Source organism: Flavobacterium notoginsengisoli (assembly GCF_014207905.1).
In the GTDB taxonomy this organism is placed as follows: Bacteria; Bacteroidota; Bacteroidia; order Flavobacteriales; family Flavobacteriaceae; genus Flavobacterium; species Flavobacterium notoginsengisoli_A.
This window is the reverse complement of the sequence record NZ_JACHLB010000011.1, coordinates 17244-39569: the sequence shown is the minus strand read 5'-3', so window position 1 is coordinate 39569 and position 22326 is coordinate 17244. Positions and strand designations below refer to the sequence as shown.

Below are 22326 nucleotides of genomic sequence, written 5' to 3'. Positions count from 1 at the left end.
CTAACATTTCTTTAACACTAATTTCGTCAATACTATTTAACCAATTAACCAATATCAAAATGGAAAAACTTAAACTTTTATTATTAGCCTTTTTCTTTGGCTTCTCAATTAATACTTGGGCACAAAAAACAGAAGTGTCCGGTGTGGTTTTAGATGACAAAGGTATTCCTCTGCCAGCCGCGAACATAATCGAAAATGGTACAACAAATACTGTAACAACAGATTTTGATGGAAAATTTAAATTTTCAGTTTCAAATAAAAATGCAGTATTAGTCGTTTCTTTTATCGGATTTGATGATCAAACTTTAAAATTAGACGGAACAAAATCTAATTATTCAATTAAATTACAATCTACTACAAACAATCTTGAACAAGTCGTTGTAGTAGGATACGGAAAAGGAAATCGAAAAAACCTTACTACTTCTGTAACTTCCATAAAAGCAGAAGAGATGAATAAAGGAGCAATTAGTGATGTTGGACAACTTTTACAAGGTAAAGTTTCTGGTTTGAATATTTCTTCAAGCGGTGACCCGACAAAAACAGCTTCTGTAGTAATGCGTGGAGTTTCGACATTAAATAGTTCTCAAGGGCCATTTTATGTAATTGATGGAATTCCTGGAGTAGATATCTCTGTTATTTCACCAGACGATATTGCATCTATTGATGTTTTAAAAGATGCTGCTGCAACTGCAATCTATGGTAACCGTGCTGCAAATGGGGTTATCATGGTTACAACTAAAAAAGGAAGTAAAGGTAGAACACAAGTTGCTTACAACGGATATGTTGGTTTTGAAGAAGTTTCTAATAATCTGGATATGATGAATGCAGATCAATTAAGAGCTTTTACAACTAAAAACAATTTGAGCTTTACTCCAGAAAATGATAAAGGCGCAAACACAAACTGGTTAAAAGAAATTATGAGACCAGGTCGCGCAATGTCTACTAGCCACAACTTATCTATGAGCGGTGGTGGAGATCATGGAAGCTATACTGCTAGTATTACTTCTCTTAGCAGAGAAGGGGTAATGAAGAAAAGTGATTTCTCTCGTATCATTGCTCGTTTGTCTGTAGAACAATTTGCTTTTGATGATAAAGTGAAATTTGGTTTAAATGTTACGAACTCAAAAACAGATTACCAAAACGTACCACAGCGTAATACGGTTCTTCTGCAAGCAGCAAGTTATTTACCAGTTTCTCCAGTTAGAAATGCAGATGGAAGTTTTTTCGAAAACTTTACAAGCCCAGGATATTTTAATCCAGTTGCGTTAATTGAACACGGAACAGATGAAACAACAACAAATAACCTTGTTGGTAATCTTACTGCTGAAGTAAAACTTCCATTCGGAATTACTTACAACTTGAATTTAGCACACCAAAGATTAACGTCTTCTCACGGAGAATTCTATGATAGCTATTATTCTCAATACAATAGTGCGAACTTTTACAACAATCCAGATCCACCTTTGACAAAATCATTGGTTAACTTTGGGGTAAATGGTTCTGCTTTGAGAAATTCTTATGAAACAAGAAATAACATTATTGAGAGTTTCTTTACTTGGGATAGAACTTTTGGATCTCATAAAATAAAAGCTGTTTTAGGATATTCATGGCAAGAAAATACATTGGGAGACGGATTTCAAGCAACTACAACAAATTTCCCAGTTGATAATGTAGGATACAATAACCTTGCTTTAAGTAACTATACTTCTGTTAATGGTTATGTGGTAAATTTTGGAGATAGTAAAGCATATCAAAAAACACGTTTAATTGCTTATTTTGCTCGTTTAAACTATAACTATAAAGATAAATACCTTTTACAAGGATCTATCAGACGAGATGGTGGATCTATGTTTGGAGCTAACAATCAATGGGGATATTTCCCATCTGTGGGTGGTGCTTGGAGAATTGACAAAGAAAGCTTCATGCAGAATCAAGAATTCTTTAGTGACTTGAAACTAAGAGGAAGCTGGGGGGTTACAGGAAACTCTTCTGGATTTAATGCTTACACAGCGCAATTTATTTCTGGTAGTTTAGGAACTTTCTACTACAACGGACAACAGATTGGTGCTTACGGACCAAACCAAGCTGCGAACCCAGATTTGAAATGGGAAAAAACAGCTACGGCAAACATCGGACTTGATTTCTCAATCTTAAAAGGAAAAGTAACAGGTTCTGTTGATGTGTACGACAAGAAAACAACAGATATGATCTTTAACTACAATGTTAACCCTGTGCTTGTACCAGTAGGAACAATTGTAGCAAACGGAGGAACAATGTCTAACAAAGGTATCGAACTTAGTTTGAGCACAACTCCTGTTAAAACAGCAGATTTCAGCTGGACAACAAATTTGAACTTGGCTCATAACAAGAACGAAATCGTAAAATTAACTAGCCCATTCTTTGTTGGAGGAGATTCTATTCGTCGTGTACAGCCAGATGGAGGCGGACAAACAGGAAGTACTTTACAAATCTTCAAAGAAGGAAAACCTTTAGGACAATTCTTTACATTGAAATATGCAGGAAAAAATGCTAATGGAGTTTCTCAATATTATGACAAAAATGGTGATTTGACAACTACACCTCAAATTGGGGTAGATTACCACTATGCAGGAAGCGCACAGCCAAAATTATTACTTGGATGGGGAAATAACTTTCAATACAAAAAATTTGATTTAAGTATTTTCTTCAGAGGAGTATTTGGTAACAAGATTTTCAATGCCACTCGTGCCGATTTATTCAGACCGAGTACAGCAATGACCAATAATATTTTAGTTGACGCAGGAAACGAGTCACCAAACGACCTTAACTCTTATAAATATTCTGATCGTTTTATTGAAGACGGTAGTTATTTAAGATTAGACAACATGACTTTAGGATATAATTTTGGTAAAGTTGGAAGGTACATAAGCAGTGTACGTATTTACCAAACGATTAACAATGTGTTCGTTATTACGAAATACACCGGAATTGACCCAGAGGTTGAACAAGGAGGAACAGCTCCAGGTGTAGATTCTAATAACTTCTATCCAAAAACTAGAACGTATATGTTCGGTTTAAACGTTAGCTTCTAAAAATTAAATTCAAAAATTATGAAAAAGATATTAAAATATTTAGGTCTTCCAGTTCTTTTGGCTGGTTTAGTATGGTCTTGCGACGATCTTGAAGTGCCTATTACAACGCAATTAACACCGGAAGTTTTTCCTCAGAATTCAACACAATATATTCAAACAACAGGACCAGTTTATGCAGCCTTTCGTGGAGATTTTGCATTTTCTTGGTGGTGGTCACAGTCGCTAACTACTGATGAAGCTATTTTGCCGGCACGTGGTGGAAACTGGTTTGATAATAGAGGTTATGCTTGTCAGCATTACCATGATTGGACACCAGACAATGGAGTTGGTCCATGGGATTGGGCAGAGAAAGTTATTGGAACCACTAATCAGACCATCTCAATTTTAAATACTGCTATGCCTACTGGAGCAGAAAAATCGACAATTATGGCTGAATTAAAAACAATGCGTGCCATTTCTTATTTTATGATGATGGATTGTTACGGGGGCGTTCCACTTGATACAGTATATGGAGATTTCAGTTCTAAACCAAGATCGAGCAGAATAGAAGTTTTCAATTTCATAGAAAAAGAATTAAAAAGTGCAGTTCCTAATTTAAATCCCGCATCTGGAATTTCTACTTATGGTAGACCAAATAAACAAACTGCTAATGCAATGCTTGCCAAATTATACTTAAACGCAGAAGTATACACGGGAACACAGCGTAACAACGAGTGTATTGCGGCTTGTGATGCGGTAATTAATTCAGGTTTGTATACGATTGAATCTAGAAGCACTTACCTTCAGATGTTTTATCCGAATAATGGTCCAGCTATGAAAGAATTCATTTTTGCTGTTCCTTTTGATCCTGCAGCTACGTCAGTAGGCTTCAATGGGCAAATGTATCATGCACGTTATGATGTGCCTCGTTCTGAAAGAGCAAAATTTGGTCTTCCGTTTACTCCTAGTGCACCAAGAAGTACATTGCCAGAATTCTATGCTTATTTTAATGATGCTACGGATATTCGTAACAGACAGTGGCTAACTGGATTGCAATATATGAATGATGGTGTTACTCCAGTAATGGTTACAACAACAAAAAAAGGATATGACCAATTCTATACTGGTTCAGATGGTGGTGCAGCTTACACTTATCAGGTAAACTTAACGCCAGATGTTGTGCTTCGTCAGAATCCAGCTTTATTTGATTGCGGAAATGATGAAATTGCTTGGAATATGGGTTACAGAAACATAAAATTCTATCCAGATGCAACATCAACAAACCGTAATCAAAATAACGACGTACCTTTTTTACGTTATTCAGATGTTATCTTGATGAAAGCTGAAGCGATCTTACGTGGAGGAAGCGCAACTTTAGGACAAACTCCTGTTGCATTGGTTAATATGGTTCGTTCAAACCGTACAACATCTGCAGCTTGGACTGGGGTAACTTTAGAAGAAATTTATCAAGAAAGAAGTCGCGAATTTGCTTGGGAAGCATGGCATAGAAATGATATGATTCGTTTTGGTAAATATGAAGGAAAATGGGGATTCAAAACAAATGCGGATACATATCGTCGTATTTTTCCAGTTCCAACTTATGCAAGAGTACTAAATCCTGCTTTGGATCAAAATCCTGGATATTAAAAATAATAATTTAGTTAAGTACACATTGTAATTCTATTTTAATTTAAAAAGGAGAGGAGAGTCAAAAATCTTCTCCTTTTTTTCAAAAGAAAACTGGTTTAATCAGTTGCTCGTGAGAATCAGTTCAGTTTATTTTTCTTTGAATGGAACAAAGCTTAATAGAATCCTGTTTTTGGTCACAGGATTGAAAAATTAAGCTTTGTCACATTCTTTAATTATTTAGAGATTATGCTAAAGTCAATAATTCTCTTGCATTTTTTATGCCTTGTGTTTTCGATTTAATGATAAGAAAACATACAAAAAAACTTTTTAAACTAATATTGCCTAATTCTACATGGAACTAAATAAAATCTTAAAAATAGGACGTATCGGAATAAGTTTAACTCTTATTTTTTTAGTGTCATGCAACGCTCAAAAATCAGTTTCTCTAAAAAAGAAACAAATCTCAGATTTGGTTTACCCGTTGTTGGACACTGAAAATTCAAGATGGTTTTACTTCTCATCTGCAAGCCGTCCATTTGGAATGGTAAATTTAAGTCCAGATACCGAGATTAAAGGCGATTGGGGAGGCGGTTATAAATACACAACCGATACCGTTAAAGGTTTTAGCCACGTTCACGAATGGCAGATGTCAGGTGTTTCGGTAATGCCCGTTACAATTTCGAATAAAAATAAGGCTAGTATTTTTAAAGATTTTTATTCGAAATTCAGTCATCAAACAGAAATTATAACACCTGGATATCATTCACTAAAATTAGATAGATATCAAATAACAGCAGAAATAACCAGTACAACAAGAGTTGGTTTTCATAAATATACTTTTCCTGCTAATCCTCAAAAGGCAGTTCTTTTTAATGTGAATACAGTTTTAGGACCATGTGATAATACCAATGGAAAATTAGAAAAAAACAACGATTTTGAACTTTCAGGATCTTTAGTTTTAAGTACCAATTTTAGGCGTCCAAAACCATTAACGGTATTTTTTAAAGTTAAAACCAATCAACCAATTACTTCTTTAGAAAGAGATAAAGAAACAGGAAATTATTTGATTCATTTTGGAAAAACAAAAGGACAAGTATTAATGAAAGTTGGTATTTCATACACTTCTATCGAAAACGCAAATAACAATATTGAAACCGAATTAACGCATTGGAATTTTGATCAAACGGTTGCTGATTCCAGAATGGAATGGAGCGATTTGTTAGGAAGAATAAAAATTGAAGGAGGAACAGCAACCGATCAAAAAAGATTTTACACTGATTTATGGCATGCTTTGCAAGGAAGAAAAAAGATCAGTGACGCAAATGGATCCTACCCTGATAACACGGGGGACACGTTCAGGGTGGGACATTTACCTTTAAATGCCGATGGAAAACCAAAATTCAATCATTATAATTCGGATGCTTTTTGGGGTGCACAATGGACGATTAATAATCTTTGGGGATTAGTTTATCCTGAGATTATGGAAGAATTTGTGTATTCGCTAATGCAATATTATAAAGATGGAGGTTCAATTCCGCGTGGTCCTTCAGGTGGAAATGATACTTATGTAATGACTGGAGCTTCTGCAACGCCATTTATTGTGAGTGCGATTCAAAAAGGAATTGTAAAAAATGATTTGGAAGCTATTTATGTAGCGCTAAAAAAAGGGCACATGACTGACGGAATTATGTCTAAAGCGGGTTATGAACACAATACAAATATTGGCGGCGGATTAAAGTATTATTTAGAAAAAGGTTATGTGCCATACCCACTTCCTGATGGTAATTTTGGAAGCCATGAAGATGGTGCAAGCCAGACTTTAGAATATGCTTATCAAGATTGGACGTTGGCGCAATTGGCTAAAAAGCTAAATCATGAAGAAGATTATAATTACTTCATGAAAAGAGCAGAAAACTACAAGAATGTTTTTGATGCTAAAATTGGCTGGATGCGTCCGAAAGATGTAGACGGAAAATGGAGAGAAAATTATGATCCGTATCAATACGAAAACGGATTTATAGAATCTAACGGAGCGCAGTCAACATGGTTTGTACCGCATGATATTGTCGGTTTGGCAGATTTAATGGGAGGAAAAGAAAAGGCGATAAGTAAATTAAACACACAATTTGAAACGGCTAAGAACCAAAAATTTACTTCGGGAACTTCGCACGATGCCGAATTACACCCAGAATTTAGCAGAATTCCGATCAATTTTGGAAATCAGCCTTCGATTCAAACCTCAAATATTTTTACGGTTTTAGGAAGACCCGATTTAACGCAATATTGGACAAGAAATGTAGTAAAAGAAACCTTCAGCGGATTATCGCCAGCAACGGGTTATAATGGTGATGAAGATCAAGGTTTAATGGGAAGTTTGAATGTTTTACTAAAAATTGGCTTGTTTCAAATGAATGGAGGAACAGACAAAGACGCTGTTTATCAAATTGGAAGTCCGATATTTAATAAAATCTCAATTGATTTGAATCCAAAATATTATTCAGGCAAAACATTTATAATTAAAGCGCAGAATAATAGCGCTGAAAATGTTTATATAAAAGATATCAAATTCAATAATAAAGAAGTGAAAGATTTTACTCTTTCGCATCAAGAAATTACAAATGGCGGAGAATTAGTTTTAGAAATGTCAAATACATCAAACCCCTAATATTAAAGAAAAACATTAAATGAAAAATCCAAAGTCTATCATTTTCTTAGCGATAAGCTTTCTTTTTGCAATCGAAAATTATGCGCAATCAAACGTTCATCAATATGTTGACCCGATGATTGGCTCAGAAGGAGTTGGAAGAGTTTTTATCGGTCCATCTTGTCCTTACGGAATGGTAAAACCAAGTCCAGATTGCACATCGAGCCCTAATAGCGGCTGGTTGCCAATTCCAAAAGAAGTTACAGGTTTTAGTCAAGTACATGTAAGCGGAACAGGAGGAGGCCCAAAATACGGAAATATTCAGATCATGCCTTTTACTGGAGGATTGGATAAAATGGATCAAACCTCATTTAGAGCAGAAGAAAATGTTAAACTAGGTTATTATGAAACTGTTTTTAAGGAAAACAAAATTAAAACAGAAATAACTACTGGAGAAAAAGTATCTTTTTACCGATTTACTTATCCAAAAAATACTTCAAAAGAATTAAAAATAGATCCTGGATTTTTTCTAGGTGAAGAAAAAATTCCTGATGCAAGAGAAGCACAGCAATTTGTAGGTTCTCAAATCGAAATTGTTTCAGATACTGAAGTGAGAGGTTACAGCAGAATTAGAGGCGGCTGGAATAACGGACGCGCTTATACGGTTTATTTTTGGGCTACTTTCGATCAGCCAATTGCCAAATATGTAACGTTTAAAGACGGTAAATTTTATAACAATCAAAAAGCGCAATTTGATTCTGGAAAGAAAACAGCAGCGTTACTTTCTTTTGGAAATTCTGGAAAAGAAGAATTAAATGTAAAAATCGGAATTTCTTTCTTAAGCGAATTAAAAGCAAAAAACAATATTGAAGTCGAAATTCCGCATTGGAATTTCAACAATGTTTTGACCGCATTAGAAAATAAATGGGAAAACTTATTGAGCAGAATTCAGCTTTCTGCAGATACTTCAGAAGAATATAAAAAAATGTTCTACACCGGTTTGTATCATACTATGATTATGCCTGTTGATCGTACGGGAGAAAATCCGTTATGGACAAATGACGAACCTTATTACGATGATTTTTATACTATTTGGGATACATTTAGAACTTCGAGTCCGCTGATTACTTTGATTGATTCGAAACGTAAAGTAGATATTATCAACGCCATGTTGAATATCTACAAACGCGAAGGTTATTTGCCAGAAGGAAGAAGCGGAAATGATAACGGAAGAACACAAGGAGGTTCTAATGGTGAAGTTGTGATAGCTGATGCCTTTGTAAAAAACTTAAAAGGAATTGATTATGAATTAGCACTTCAAGCAATGCTTAAAGATGCTACAGTTCCGCCAGGAGGCAATGAAGAGAAAGAAGGAAGAGGTGGATTGATCGATTATTTGACATTAGGTTACGTTCCGTACGGCACAGATCGTGCTGGAAATCGAACTATTGATTATGCATACAATGATTATAATATTGCTGTTGTTGCAAAAGGATTAGGAAAAACTAACTTGTACAATCAGTACATGAAGCAATCTAAAAACTGGCAAAATTTATGGCGTGCAGATTATGAAAATAATGGTGCAAAAGGTTTTATTATGCCTAAAGACAAAGACGGAAATTGGCTAGACGATGTTGTTTTTGGTGAATCTAAAATCCAAAAACCGACTTTTAAATATACACCTGTAATTATCGAATCGCCTTGGTATGTTTGTCATTGGTGCGTTTTCTTTTACGAAGGAACTTCTTGGGAATATTCATTCAGCCTTCCGCACGATATTCCTGAATTAGTAAAAAAATCTGGTGGAGAAAAAGCATTTGAAAATCGATTGAATACTTTTTTTGACAATGATTTATTTAATGTTGCAAACGAACCGTCATTCTTAACACCATGTTTATATCATTGGATCGGAAAACCGTATTTGAGCAGCGACAGAATCAGAACTATTATAAAAAACAGTTTCAATACCTCAAGAGAAGGTTTGCCTGGAAATGATGATTCTGGCGCAATGTCTTCGTGGTTGGCTTTCCACATGATGGGATTGTATCCGAATGCGGGACAGCCTTATTATTTGATTAATACACCACTGATTAAAGAAACGGTTGTGAAATTAGAAAACGGTAAAAGTTTTAAAATCACAACTAAAAAAATGAGTGATAAAAACAGATATATAAAAGCCGCTTTCTTAAACGGAAAACCATTTAATCAAGCTTGGATTTTACATGAAGATATTAATAACGGTGGAGAACTTGTTCTAGAAATGGATTCAAAACCTTCAAAATGGGGAGCAACAATTTTACCGCCAGCAAAATAAAATGATAAGCAAGATGAAAAATATATTTTTAATGATTCTTTTCTGCATTGTTTATCAGAAAGGAATCGCACAGAATTACATTCCGACAATAAAAAATAATACCGAACTGAATTACGTCTGCAAACTGCACGGACAAACCAGAACATTATCGCTTAAAGCACAAACAAATGGAAATGGTTTAGCATTTAAACTAGAAACCAGAGGCGTAAAAAGTACTATTGTAATGTTGCCAGAAGCAATAAAAAACGGAACAGAATTAAGTTTTAATCAAGGAGAATATGCGCCAGTTTTAAACTTAAAACCAACAGAAACTTTTTTTATGATTTCAAGATCGGCGTATCAAGATTTACTAAAAAACAATTCATTCGTTTATAATAATACAACTTATGTTTTAGATAAAACAGAAGACAAAAACGGAATTTCAATTGACGGTAAATTAGTAGATGCATTGCATGTAATTGCACAAATAGACGAAACCGAAATGTGGATTGTAAAAAATCCAGAGTTTCCTTTAATCTGTAAAATAATCAAGAATCCGTTAGGCATTAATCCAATTTTAGTAAAAGTTGTGGATTAACAAGGCGGTTTTATTATAAACACATAGAAACATAGTTTTGATTGCGCAAAAAGAAGACAAAAGAAACTAGTTTCTCATGCATAGCTATGTTTGTTCATACAAGTGAAACGCTTTTTAACAAGCATTAGAATCTATGTTTCTATGTGTTTAAAATTAATTGAAAACATTAGCAAGTAAAAAAAGAGATAGAATATCGATTGAAGATTTTTCACATTTTAAGTATAAATTGATAATTTCTGAACATTAGGCGGAATTCTTAGTAAATTGTTGAAAGTTGTTTTTAAATTTACAGGAATTACACTTAAACTATAATATTTAAATTATGAAATTATCTATCGTAACCTCTTTACTTTTTTGCTGCATTTGTTTTGGACAGAATAATACAGACACCAGTTTGTATATGAAGTCTGATAAAATTACGTACTTAACAGATATTGGTTCAGAAACAGGAGATTTATATAAAACAATCGGACATCACGGTCCAGCCGTTGAAAATGAATGGATGGCTTTGAGAATTTATTTCAGCGATAAAGTAGCGATTGATGTTTATTCTAAAGCAAAACCAGGTTTAGAATTAAGAAAAGCAAACTGGTACCCAACACCGCAACAGCAAAAAGAAGGATGGGGGGCAGATTATTATAAAGTTGCATCAACTGTTGGTTTAGGAGGTGTGAAGCTTTGGGACGGAGACAAACTTGTACCATTAAATCCTGTAACAAACCGTTTGGCTCGTGTAGGAAAAACAGACACCACTTCTTGGATGGAAATGATTTCTAGAGGAGTGCCTTACAAAGGAAAAAAAGTAGATATTTTGGTTCGTGTAACAGTATTTTCTGGAAAAAGAGAAGCAAAAGTAGAAGCTGTTTCTTTAACTGGAGAAAAAGTACAATTTGCAACAGGAGTAAATTACTTTAAAGATTGTGCAACGAAGAAAGGAACAAATTATATCGCAGTTTGGGGAAAACATCCAGAAGACGTTGCGGCTGAAATTGTAGAAGTTGGAGCTGCAATTAAGTACAATCCAAAAGATTATGAAAAAACTACAGATGATGGAACACAATATTTGTTGATTTCAAAACCTGCTAAAACTTTAGAAACAACGATTATATCTTCTAGTGCGAGAGAATCAGAATTGAATACTTTAGATAAATTAGAAGCTTTCGTTAAAAAATAACTTAATTATCCTTTAAGCGAGCACGCGGATTGAACGGATTTACTTCGTAAAGACGCGGATTATAACGGATAATCTATTTATAGCTTTTAAAAGATTAAAAAAATCCGTTTTTATCCGCGTCTTCGCGTTAGCGAATCTGTTTAATCCGCGTCTGATTTTATAGGTTTTCTATTTTTAAAAATGGGACAAATAAGAGATAATCATAAAAAGAATAATAAAATATATGTTTAGAATATCGGCTATAATAGTACTATTACTTTCTTTAAATTCTTGTAAATCACAGCAGATTGCAAAAAAAGAAGTTCAGATTGCTTTTATAGCCGATGTTCATTTACAGGATATTTTTGCCAAATTTGAGGATAACGATTACAAAGGAATCGAAAATCCGAAAACGGGAGAATATGCTAATATAAGAACAATGAATGCGCAATTACATTCGACCAGAATCTTCAATGAAAATTATTTTGCTTTTTTAGAAGCTCTAAATGACATCGTAAAAAGAAATATCAAGCAAGTTGTTCTTCCTGGCGATTTTAGCGATGACGGACAGCCAGTTCATGTTCGAGGACTGAAAAAAATACTTAACGAATATTCAAAAAAATACGGACTTTCATTTTACGTAACTACAGGAAATCATGATGTTGTAAGACCGTTTTCTCAAGATGCTGCCAAAACTGATTTTTTAGGAAAAGGAGGAAAAGAGCAAATTATAAGCAGTTCTAAAAATAATTTGAACAAAGTCAAAAGTGATTTAGAACCCATTATTACTACAGATATAAAAAATTGGGGTTACAAAGAAACCATTAACGAAATGCGCGATTTTGGTTTTTTTCCGAAAAAAACTGATTTATATTGGGAAACACCTTTTTCAAACTACACTTACGAACAATATAATTTTGAAAAAGCGCAAAAAGAATCTGATTTAGAAAAAAGAACGTATGTAATTAAAAACACGAATTTGTATCTTCCAGATGCCAGTTATTTAGTTGAACCTGTAAAAGGAATTTGGCTTTTGGCAATAGATGCGAATGCTTATGTTCCAAACGAAAAATTATCTGGAGAACCTAATAATCCGCATGATTTTTCTGGAGCCAATACAGGTTATAATAACGTTCTGATTTATAAAAGCCATTTGATAAATTGGGTTAAGAAAGTTTCCGCGGAAGCGAAACAAAAAGGAAAAATTCTAATTGCTTTTAGCCATTATCCGATGGTTGAATTTAATGATGACGCTTCGCCAGAATTAAAACAGCTTTTTGGAGCAAACAAAATGCAATTACAGCGAGTTCCAGATGAAGAAGTAGCTCAGCAATTTGCAGATGCCGGAATTCAGATTCATTTTGGAGGACATATGCATATTAACGATACAGGCGTAAGAACAACGGCAAAAGGAAATACTTTGTTTAATATTCAAACTCCTTCACTTGCCGCATATATGCCAGCGTACAAAATATTGACGATTCATTCTAATTCTGAATTTGAAGTAGAAACTATTGTAATTGGTAAAGTTGATAAATTTGATAGTTTATTTCCTTTTTACGAAGAAGAATATGCTTATTTACAAAGTATTAAAGATGATCATATTTGGAATAAAGAAATTTTAAATGCTAAAAATTACAAAGAATTTACAAATTGGCATTTAAAAGAATTGGTTCGTTTGAGATTTTTACCTGAAGATTTTCCAGCAGATTTATTAAAATCAATTGAAAAAATTTCAGGGAAAGATTTATTAGAATTGAATAAAAATACATCTGAAATCAATAAAGATTTAAAAGCAAACTCTTTGACTCTTTCTGATTTTGAATCTTGGACTGGTTTTGATATGATTTTCGATTTTTATCGCCTAAAAAGTGCCGACGAACTCGCTTTTTCTGAAATAGGAAAAGAGAGATTAAAACAATATGAATTGATCTGTAAGTACTTTAAAAAATCAAATGATCCAAAGTTGGTTTTGTGGGCAGAAATATTTTGGAAAACAATGAATGGTGAACCTTCCGACCATTTTAAAATTGATTTAAAAAATAACAAAATTGATAATTTATCTGTTAAATAATTTCGGTATTTATTAAATCAAAAAGTTTAAATTGCAGTTATAATTTATTTCCATGAGACCAAAATTCCTTTTACTATACTTATTGTTTGTTGCTTTTTGTAGTTCTTATTCACAGAATATAAAATTTGCGCATTATAATGACAATAACGGATTGTCTCATAATTCGGTACGCCATATTGTACAGGATAAAAAAGGTTTCATGTGGTTTGGAACATTCTCTGGATTAAATCGTTTTGACGGTTATCAGTTCAAAAATTACATGAGTTCTACTCCTGGGAAAAATAAGCTATACAATGATGATATTACTGCTTTAGAACTAGATGAAGATTCTAACCATTTGTGGATCGGTACAAGAAAAGGTCTGACTCTTTTTAAAATGGATACGCATGTTTTTACTACTTTTTTTCATAAAAAAGAAGATCCAAACAGTTTGCCAGATGATGAAGTTCGTGCGGTTTATGTAGATAAATTTAAAAGAGTTTGGGTTGGTACAAAAACAAAGGGAATTTATTTATTCTTTTTGAAAGAAAACCGATTCGAAAAAATTCCGTTGAAAGGATTTGAGTACGTAAAAGAGATTTTTGAAGATAAAAAAGGAAATGTCTGGATTGGAAGTTACGAGAAATCGGGTGTTGCAAAAATTACGATGGATGCAAAAGGAGCGATTGTTAGAATCAACAATTATACACTTTCTGTTCCGAATTCAAATGTAAAAAATCCGTACATCAATTTTATTTATGAAGATGCCAAACAAGATATTTTCGTAGGAACTCGTGAAGGCCTGTACAAACTAGATAAAGCAAGCAATCAATTTGTTAATTTATATGTTGAAAATAAACAGGTTAGAGGAGCTTTAGGTCCATATTTCTTATCGGTTGCACGTGCTCCAGACGGTAAATATTGGGTTGGAACTTTGGGCGGATTATTGGTTTGTGATCAATTAGAAGACATTCAGAAAGGAAATTACAAATGGTATTATTCTATTTTATCTGATGATACTTCGCTTGTCGATAACTTAATTTCTTCACTTTATTTTGATAAATCTGGGGTTTTATGGATTGGTACAGAAGATGGATTGGATAAATACGATCCGTTCGAAAATCAGTTTACTTTAAACAAAGATATTTCGCGTTCTATTGGCAATCAAGCGCCTCGAATTAGAGGTTTTGCCAAAACCTACGATGAAAAAATAATTGTTGCGACTTATCATAACGGACTTTTTATTTCTAATACAAAAGGTTCAACTCCGTTGCATAATACTGGAAAAGATATTGCGAGTATTTATTCTGATGATGGAAGAATTTTTTATTGCGGTCTTTGGGATGGAAATGTTTTGGTCTATAATTACAGCACAAATTCTTCAAGAGAAATCAAAGTTGGATTTGAAAAATCTCCAGTTTTTGCTTTCAGTAAAATTGGAAATGATTTGATGATTGTTGGTTCTTTTGGTGAAGGTGCCGTTATTTTAAATACGAAAACATTGCAAGTACAGACTTCAAGTGAACTTTTACCTGGTTTTCAGATCAATGCTATCGAAAGAGATGCTAAAAATAATGTTTGGTTTGCGACCGAAACAGGAGTCGTAAAATACAATATTGCTTCAGGAAAAATAGAGACTTATTCGTCACTTTTTATAAAAGAAAAAGGAGTGCCTCACGATGAAAATGTGAGTGATGTTTTAGTAGATGTTAAAGGTAAAATTTGGGCTTCAACACGTTTTGGATTGTGTTTGTACAATCCGAAAAAGAATGAATTTGACCCCGTTAAAAATCTAAAAGAACTTTCTGGAAAATGGATTACCGATATTTTGTCTGATGCAAACGGAAATCTTTGGCTGAATATCAACAATAATAATATTGCTTTTGTTAAGTCAAATTTGAAAGACATTAGCATTTATCATGTTAATAGCGGAAACAGATTAGACGTTTTTAGCTCGAGCGGTTTCTTCTATTTTAATAATTCTAATATTTTTCTAGGAGGTAAGAACGGAATTATCTCTTTTTCGCCTCCAGCAATGAAAAGAAATAATTGGTCGCCATTGCCTGTGATTTCTGAGTTTAAAATTCAGAACGAAGAAGTTTTTCCAGAAATGGAAATCAATGGAGAAATTCCGCTTTCAACAGATTTGAATTATGGAAAAGAAATTGAATTAACACATAAAAATCGCAACTTTTCAATTCAGTTCTCGGCTCCATCTTTCGCAAATGAAAAATTGAATAAGTTTCAATACATGCTGGAAGGTTTTGATAAACATTGGATTACAGCCAATAGTACTTCTAGAATTGTTCAGTACACAAACCTTTATCCAGGAAATTATACATTTAAAATCAGATCAAGCAATAGTGACGGATATTGGAGTAAAACGGTTTCTTATAAGATAAAAATTCTGCCTCCATTTTGGTTAACTCCAACTTCATTTTTATTGTTTTTTGCTCTTTTGTTTGGAATTTTCTACTTCATTAGAAAAGAAATAAAAAACCGTATTCGTTTGAAACAAGAGCTTCTTACAGAGAAAGTTAATAGAGAGCACGATGTTAAATTAAACAATGAAAAACTACGTTTCTTTACTAATATTTCACACGAATTAAGAACACCATTAACGCTTATTTTAGGTCCAGCAAAACAGTTATTAGACGAAAATAGCCATGCAACAGATTACGAGAAAAGCAGATACAATTTAATATATCAAAATGCCAGTAGATTATTAAATCTAGTAAATCAGGTATTAGATTTTAGAAAAGCACAATCGGGCGAGTTGAAACTAAAAGTGACTAAAACCGATGTTTTATCGTATTCTAAAAATATTTTCGATTCGTTTAAAGAAATGGCTTACAACAAAAAGATTAAGCTCAATTTTATTGTTGAAGATGATGAAATAAACGGTTGGTTGGATAATGACAAATACGATAAAATTCTTTATAATCTTTTATCCAATGCTTTAAAGTTTACCAATAAAAATGGTAATGTCGATTTGTTTATTAGATTGAAAGATACTGTTGAAGATGTCTTAGTGATTGAAGTAACGGATGATGGAATTGGTATTCCGTTAAAAAGTATGGATAAAATCTTCAAACGTTTTTATCAGGCTTCAAATAGTAAAGACAATAATACTGGATCTGGAATTGGTTTATCATTGGTAAAATCATTGGTTGCAATTCATAAAGGAACTATTTCTGTAGAAAGTATTGCAGGAAAAGGAAGTACTTTTAGAGTTGAAATTCCGATTGACCGTTCTGCTTATGAACATAAAGAAGTGTTCGAATATGCTCTGAAAAATGATAATTTAAGTATGCTTATTCCAGAAAAAGCAGCTAAGAAAATTATTCAGAATACCGATATGAAAGAAAAAATATTGGTTATTGAGGATAATAGCGAACTTAGAAAATATTTAGTTGATTATCTGTCTGATTATTACAAAGTTTATGATGCAGAAAATGGAGAAGAAGGTCTGAGAATCTGCCGTCAAATCAAACCAATTCTTTGTGTTGCCGATGTTATGATGCCGGTTATGGATGGCTTAGAATTTGTTCATGAACTTAAAAATGATGAGTTTATCAGTCATATTCCGGTTGTTATGTTAACAGCACTTGGTGAGAATAATGACAAAGTCAAAGGTTATGAAATGGGCGCAGATGGCTATTTGGCAAAACCTTTTGAACCTTTATTATTAAAAACGGTTATTGAAAATATTATCAAATCACGATTAGAGCTCAAACAAAAGTTCTCTGGAGAAGTTGAAAGTAAAATTAGTATGCTGACACATTCGCCTATTGATGAGGAATTTATGGAGAAAATCACCAATCTGATTAATGATAATTTGAGCGAAGTAGATCTTTCTACAGATTTTTTATGCGATAAATTGGGAGTAAGTTCTTCTAAATTATACAGAAAAATCAAAGAATTGACAGATTTGGCTCCGAACGAATTCATTAGAACAATCCGTTTGAAAAAATCGGCTGAATTGCTCAAAACGAAGAAATACAATGTTTCTGAAGTAACCAATTTAGTTGGGTTTAATGATCCGTTATATTTTAGCCGATGCTTTAAAAAACAGTTTGGTTTCCCACCAAGTAAACTGATTAATTAGTTTTTTTGCCACGAATTGCACTAATTTTCGCGAATTTATATGAGATTAGTCTTTGTCAAAGTTTAAAACTTTGACAAAGATTTTTTACGTTTTTAGTAAACATAGCCCGTGGTTTCAACCACGGGATCGCAAAGATTGTCGACAATCTAATTTTTCTGCTGTATTTTTCCATCATGTCCCCGTGTTTGAAACCACGGGCTATGTTTTACATACACTGTTTTGTCATTTCGACCGAAGGGAGAAATCACACTCGAGAATCGACAAAGATTGGTGATTAACTTTGTGAAAATTCTAATGTGATTTCTCCCTTCGGTCGAAATGACAAAAAAAGCTTTTTTATTCCGTTTTTAAGGTAAAAATCTTACGATATTCGAAATTATCCATGTTTTTGATGTATTAATCCATTTTGAAACGTATATGTAATTCTATTTTTGTCTTATAACTATTAACTATTTATCATTATGAAAAAGCATATAGACACAGACAATCCGTTGAATAATTTAGATGAGTGGGAAGATGATTTGTTAATGCGATATCCTGATCCTTCTGAAGAAAATGAAGAAGTAAAAGAAAAGCAGAAAGAAGAGTTCAGAAATTATGTCGATTCGGAAAGAGTAGAAACAGTTAAAGAGTTTTACAGGATTAACCACACCTATCAAACTTATGACTTCGTATGCAGTAAAGAACAAGATTTTCTGCAATTTAATAGAAAAGAAATGTCAATCTGGGAAGCTGTTGAGTTTTTAAACACGCTTGTAGACGACAGCGACCCAGATATTGACTTAGATCAGACACAACACCTTTTGCAAACTTCGGAAGCCATTCGTGCCGACGGTCATCCAGATTGGTTTGTACTGACAGGTTTTATTCATGATTTAGGTAAAGTTTTATGTTTGTTTGGAGAACCACAATGGGCAGTTGTTGGAGATACATTTCCTGTCGGTTGTGCGTATTCGGATAAAATTGTTTATTCTGAATTTTTCAAAGAAAATCCAGATTACACAGACGAAAGATTCAATACCAAATTTGGTGTCTACACAGAAAACTGCGGATTAGAAAATGTAAAAATGAGTTGGGGTCACGACGAATATCTGTATCAGATTATGAAAGATTATCTTCCAGATCCAGCTTTATATATGATTCGTTACCATTCTTTTTATTCTCAGCATAAAGAAAATGCTTATTCGCATTTAATGAATGAAAAAGACATTGAAATGTTTGACTGGGTAAGAAAGTTCAATCCGTATGATTTGTATACAAAAGCGCCAGTTAAGCCAGATGTAAAAGCTTTGCTTCCTTATTATAAAGAATTAGTTGCTAAATATTTGCCAGAGAAATTGAAGTTTTAAAAGTTTACATAAACACATAGAAACATAGATTTTTATTTGAATTTAAGAGTACTAATTAAAAGAAACTAGTTTTCCACACATAGCTATGTTTTTTGTAATAAATGAAATGCCTTTTTGTACAAAGAAAAACTATGTTTCTATGTGTTAAAAAAAATAACTGCCAGCTATCTAAAACCAAAATAATGCAGAAAATCAAAACCAAAATATTTTTATTAAGCCTATTACTGCTTTGCGGAACCATTGTTTTGGCTCAGGAAAAAGACCATAACGATTGGGAAAATCCTCAAGTTTTTCAAATTAATAGAGAACCAGCTCGCGCTGCTTTTCTTCCGTATGCAGATGAAAATTCTGCGATAATCGATAAATATGAAAACTCACCTTGGTATTTTTCTTTAAATGGTAAATGGAAATTTTCTTGGTCACCAACTCCAGATCAACGTCCGAAAGATTTTTATAAAACAGATTTTAGCACTCTTCATTGGAAAGATCTTCAAGTGCCTTCCAATTGGGAATTGAACGGATATGGTGTGCCAATTTATACCAATATTACGTATCCGTTTGAGAAAAATCCGCCGTTTATTAATCATTGGGATAATCCAGTTGGGTCTTATAAAAAAGATTTTGTGTTGCCTGAAAATTGGAAAAACCGACATGTTTTTCTTCATTTTGAAGCAGGAACATCGGCTATGTATATTTGGGTGAATGGTGAAAAAGTCGGTTACACCGAAAACACCAAAAGCCCAGCAGAATTTGATATTTCTAAATATTTAAAACCTGGAAAAAATAATCTGGCTGTAGAAGTGTACAGATGGAGTGATGGTTCCTATCTAGAAGATCAAGATATGTGGAGGCTTTCTGGAATTGACAGAAATGTGTATTTATATAGTACAAATGATGTTCGTATTTCTGATTTCTTTGCAAAACCAGATTTAGATACGAAATATAAAAACGGAAGTTTAAATGTTGATGTGAGTTTAAAAAATCTGACATCAAAGGCTGTAAATAATCAGAAGCTAGTGGCAAAATTAGTTGATGCCTCTGGAAAGAATGTTTTCAGTAAAGAGTTTAATGTAAATTTTGAAGCTTCAAAAATTCAGAACGTTAATTTTTCTCAAAGTGTTTCAAGTCCTAAATTATGGAGCAGTGAAACACCAAATTTATACACTTTAGTTTTAACCTTGAAAAATACGAAAGGTGATATTATAGAAACGGTTTCTACTCAAATCGGATTCAGAAAAGTAGAAGTGAAAGGCGGGCAATTATTGGTAAACGGAGTTCGATTAATGGTTCATGGCGTAAACATTCATGAACATAATGCAAAAACAGGGCATTATCAGGATGAAGCTACGATGATGAAAGATATTAAAATGATGAAACAGCTGAATATTAATTCAGTTCGTTGCAGTCATTATCCGAACAATATTTTGTGGGTAAAACTTTGTAATAAATACGGTTTGTTTTTGGTAGATGAAGCCAATATTGAAAGTCACGGAATGGGAGTGGAAGGACAGCCTTTAATGTGGATGAATCCAAAAACGAATCCGGGACATCTTCCAGAATGGAGAGAAGCTCATTTAGATCGAATTTATAGTCTTGTTGAAAGAGATAAAAACGCTCCATCGGTAATTATCTGGTCTTTAGGTAATGAAAGTGCCAACGGACCTGTATTTCATGAGGCATACAAATGGATTAAAAAAAGAGATAATTCGCGCTTGGTTCAGTTTGAACAGGCAAAAGAAAACGAAAATACTGATATCGTTTGTCCGATGTATCCATCAATTGAATACATGAAAGAATATGCGGCAAGAAAAGAAGTGAGTCGCCCGTTCATCATGTGTGAGTATTCGCATGCGATGGGAAACAGCAGCGGAAATTTTCAAGAATATTGGGACATTATTCGAGGAAGCAAAAATATGCAAGGCGGATTTATCTGGGATTGGGTAGATCAAGGTTTTGAGGGTATTGATGAAGTAGGTCGTAAATACTGGACTTATGGAGGTGATATGGGAAGCCAAAATTATCTGAATGATGAGAATTTCTCACATAACGGATTAGTTTATCCAGATAGAACACCGCACGTAGGAGCATTCGAAGTAAAAAAAGTATATCAAGATATTTTGTTCAAAGCGGTAGATATTAAAAATGGTGTAATCGAAATTAATAATGATTTTGGATTTACCAATCTGAATAAATATGGCTTTAGATACGAGGTTTTAGAAAATGGAAAAGTAATAAAAGAAGGAACTTTTAGTGTCGCTTTAGATTCAAAAACAAAAAAGCAATTTAAGCTTGATTTACCAAAAATAGAATCTAAAGAAGGAACAGAATATTTATTAAATGTTTTTGCTTACACCAAAACAAGTTCTGAATTATTACCTGACAATTTTGAAATTGCAAAAGAACAATTTGTGATTGAAGATGGTAAATATTTCGAAAAATCTGAAAAAGCAAGTTCTTCAAAAGTTCAAGACGAAAAAGATCAGTTTGTGTTGACTTCTGATAATGTTACGGTCAAAATCAGTAAATCGTCAGGATTAATTTCATACTATAGTTTAAAAGGAGAAGAATATTTCAAACAATATCCAGAGCCAAATTTCTGGAGAGCTCCAACCGATAATGACATCGGAAACAAAATGCAGATTAGAACGAATGTTTGGAGAACGGCAGGAAAAAATACTTCGTTAGAAAGCCTTCAGCAAACTGAAGAAAACGGAAAAAAATATATCGTTGCGAAATTAAAATTAAACGATGTTGCTTCTGATTATACAATTAAGTATGGATTAGGAAATGATGGATCTTTAGAAATTCAAGTTGCTTATAAAAAAGGAAATAATCCGTTGCCAGAATTACCGCGTTTCGGAATGATTTTCACTTTAAAAAATAGCTTAGAAAACTTGGATTATTATGGAAGAGGTCCATTAGAAAATTATCCAGATAGAAAAACAGCATCATTCAAAGGAATTTATACTAGTAAAGTTGCAGACCAATATGTGCCTTATACACGCCCACAAGAAAATGGATACAAGACAGATATACGCTGGTTTAAATTGTCAAGCAATAAAGGAAATGGCTTGGAAATAAAAGGTCTGCAACCTTTAGGTATAAGTACTTTGAACAATTATCCGAGTGATTTTGATGGAGGAATTTCTAAAAAGAATATTCATTCTAGCGATATCACTCCAAGAAACGAAGTAGTAGTTTGTGTAGACTTAACGCAGCGTGGTGTAGGAGGTGACAACAGTTGGGGCGCACCGCCACATGAACAGTATCTATTAACAAAAAGCGAATACAGCTACGGATTTATTATTAAACCAATTGAATAAGTTTTCAGTTTGCAGTCTCAGTTTACACTGAATACTGAGACTGCGACTGAAAATTAAAAATTTATTATTAAACCACTTTAACTTAAATAAGTTCGGTTTCAGTTTTCAGTCTCGGTTTTCAGTCGC

At 33.3% G+C, this 22326-nt stretch carries 10 protein-coding genes; all 10 read left to right on the top strand.

Going from position 1 to position 22326, the window contains the following annotated elements; genetic code table 11:
• Window positions 1–59 precede the first annotated feature (59 nt).
• The 10 genes from HNP35_RS22740 (at window position 60) to HNP35_RS22695 (ending at window position 22200) form a co-directional block, all read left to right on the top strand.
• Entirely contained in the window at window positions 60–3071 is a 3012-nt protein-coding gene (locus HNP35_RS22740) for a SusC/RagA family TonB-linked outer membrane protein (protein ID WP_184167849.1), read from the top strand.
• Between the two features lie 18 nt (window positions 3072–3089).
• On the top strand, window positions 3090–4697 hold the full coding sequence (locus tag HNP35_RS22735) for a RagB/SusD family nutrient uptake outer membrane protein (RefSeq protein ID WP_184167847.1): 1608 nt from the start codon (window positions 3090–3092) through the stop codon (window positions 4695–4697).
• 334 nt (window positions 4698–5031) lie between these two features.
• Window positions 5032–7344 carry a GH92 family glycosyl hydrolase gene (locus HNP35_RS22730; protein ID WP_184167845.1) on the top strand — a complete coding sequence of 771 codons (2313 nt, stop codon included), beginning with the start codon at window positions 5032–5034 and terminating at the stop codon, window positions 7342–7344.
• A 19-nt stretch (window positions 7345–7363) separates the two neighbouring features.
• Window positions 7364–9637 (top strand): GH92 family glycosyl hydrolase, encoded by a 2274-nt coding sequence (locus HNP35_RS22725; RefSeq protein WP_184167843.1) that lies wholly within the window; start codon window positions 7364–7366, stop codon window positions 9635–9637.
• Between the two features lie 13 nt (window positions 9638–9650).
• A complete protein-coding gene (locus tag HNP35_RS22720) occupies window positions 9651–10214 on the top strand; it encodes a hypothetical protein (protein WP_184167841.1) in 564 nt (187 codons plus the stop codon).
• Between the two features lie 322 nt (window positions 10215–10536).
• Window positions 10537–11388: a DUF4861 family protein gene (locus HNP35_RS22715; RefSeq protein ID WP_184167839.1), complete on the top strand. Its 852-nt coding sequence runs from the start codon at window positions 10537–10539 to the stop codon at window positions 11386–11388.
• A 223-nt stretch (window positions 11389–11611) separates the two neighbouring features.
• Window positions 11612–13441, top strand: a complete 1830-nt coding sequence (locus HNP35_RS22710) for a metallophosphoesterase family protein (RefSeq protein ID WP_184167837.1) — start codon at window positions 11612–11614, stop codon at window positions 13439–13441.
• 52 nt (window positions 13442–13493) lie between these two features.
• Window positions 13494–17528 (top strand): hybrid sensor histidine kinase/response regulator transcription factor, encoded by a 4035-nt coding sequence (locus HNP35_RS22705; protein WP_184167835.1) that lies wholly within the window; start codon window positions 13494–13496, stop codon window positions 17526–17528.
• A gap of 461 nt (window positions 17529–17989) precedes the next feature.
• Window positions 17990–18877, top strand: coding sequence for an inositol oxygenase family protein (locus HNP35_RS22700; protein ID WP_184167833.1), 888 nt, complete (start codon window positions 17990–17992; stop codon window positions 18875–18877).
• Between the two features lie 182 nt (window positions 18878–19059).
• Complete coding sequence (locus HNP35_RS22695) at window positions 19060–22200, top strand: glycoside hydrolase family 2 TIM barrel-domain containing protein (protein WP_184167831.1); 3141 nt, start codon at window positions 19060–19062, stop codon at window positions 22198–22200.
• Window positions 22201–22326 lie beyond the last annotated feature (126 nt).

Excerpts from the sequence above, each read along its gene's own strand:
- HNP35_RS22740 (WP_184167849.1), top strand. The coding sequence starts at position 60 with ATGGAAAAACTTAAACTTTTATTATTAGCCTTTTTCTTTGGCTTCTCA.
- HNP35_RS22735 (WP_184167847.1), top strand. The coding sequence starts at position 3,090 with ATGAAAAAGATATTAAAATATTTAGGTCTTCCAGTTCTTTTGGCTGGT.
- HNP35_RS22730 (WP_184167845.1), top strand. The coding sequence starts at position 5,032 with ATGGAACTAAATAAAATCTTAAAAATAGGACGTATCGGAATAAGTTTA.
- HNP35_RS22725 (WP_184167843.1), top strand. The coding sequence starts at position 7,364 with ATGAAAAATCCAAAGTCTATCATTTTCTTAGCGATAAGCTTTCTTTTT.
- HNP35_RS22720 (WP_184167841.1), top strand. The coding sequence starts at position 9,651 with ATGAAAAATATATTTTTAATGATTCTTTTCTGCATTGTTTATCAGAAA.
- HNP35_RS22715 (WP_184167839.1), top strand. The coding sequence starts at position 10,537 with ATGAAATTATCTATCGTAACCTCTTTACTTTTTTGCTGCATTTGTTTT.
- HNP35_RS22710 (WP_184167837.1), top strand. The coding sequence starts at position 11,612 with ATGTTTAGAATATCGGCTATAATAGTACTATTACTTTCTTTAAATTCT.
- HNP35_RS22705 (WP_184167835.1), top strand. The coding sequence starts at position 13,494 with ATGAGACCAAAATTCCTTTTACTATACTTATTGTTTGTTGCTTTTTGT.
- HNP35_RS22700 (WP_184167833.1), top strand. The coding sequence starts at position 17,990 with ATGAAAAAGCATATAGACACAGACAATCCGTTGAATAATTTAGATGAG.
- HNP35_RS22695 (WP_184167831.1), top strand. The coding sequence starts at position 19,060 with ATGCAGAAAATCAAAACCAAAATATTTTTATTAAGCCTATTACTGCTT.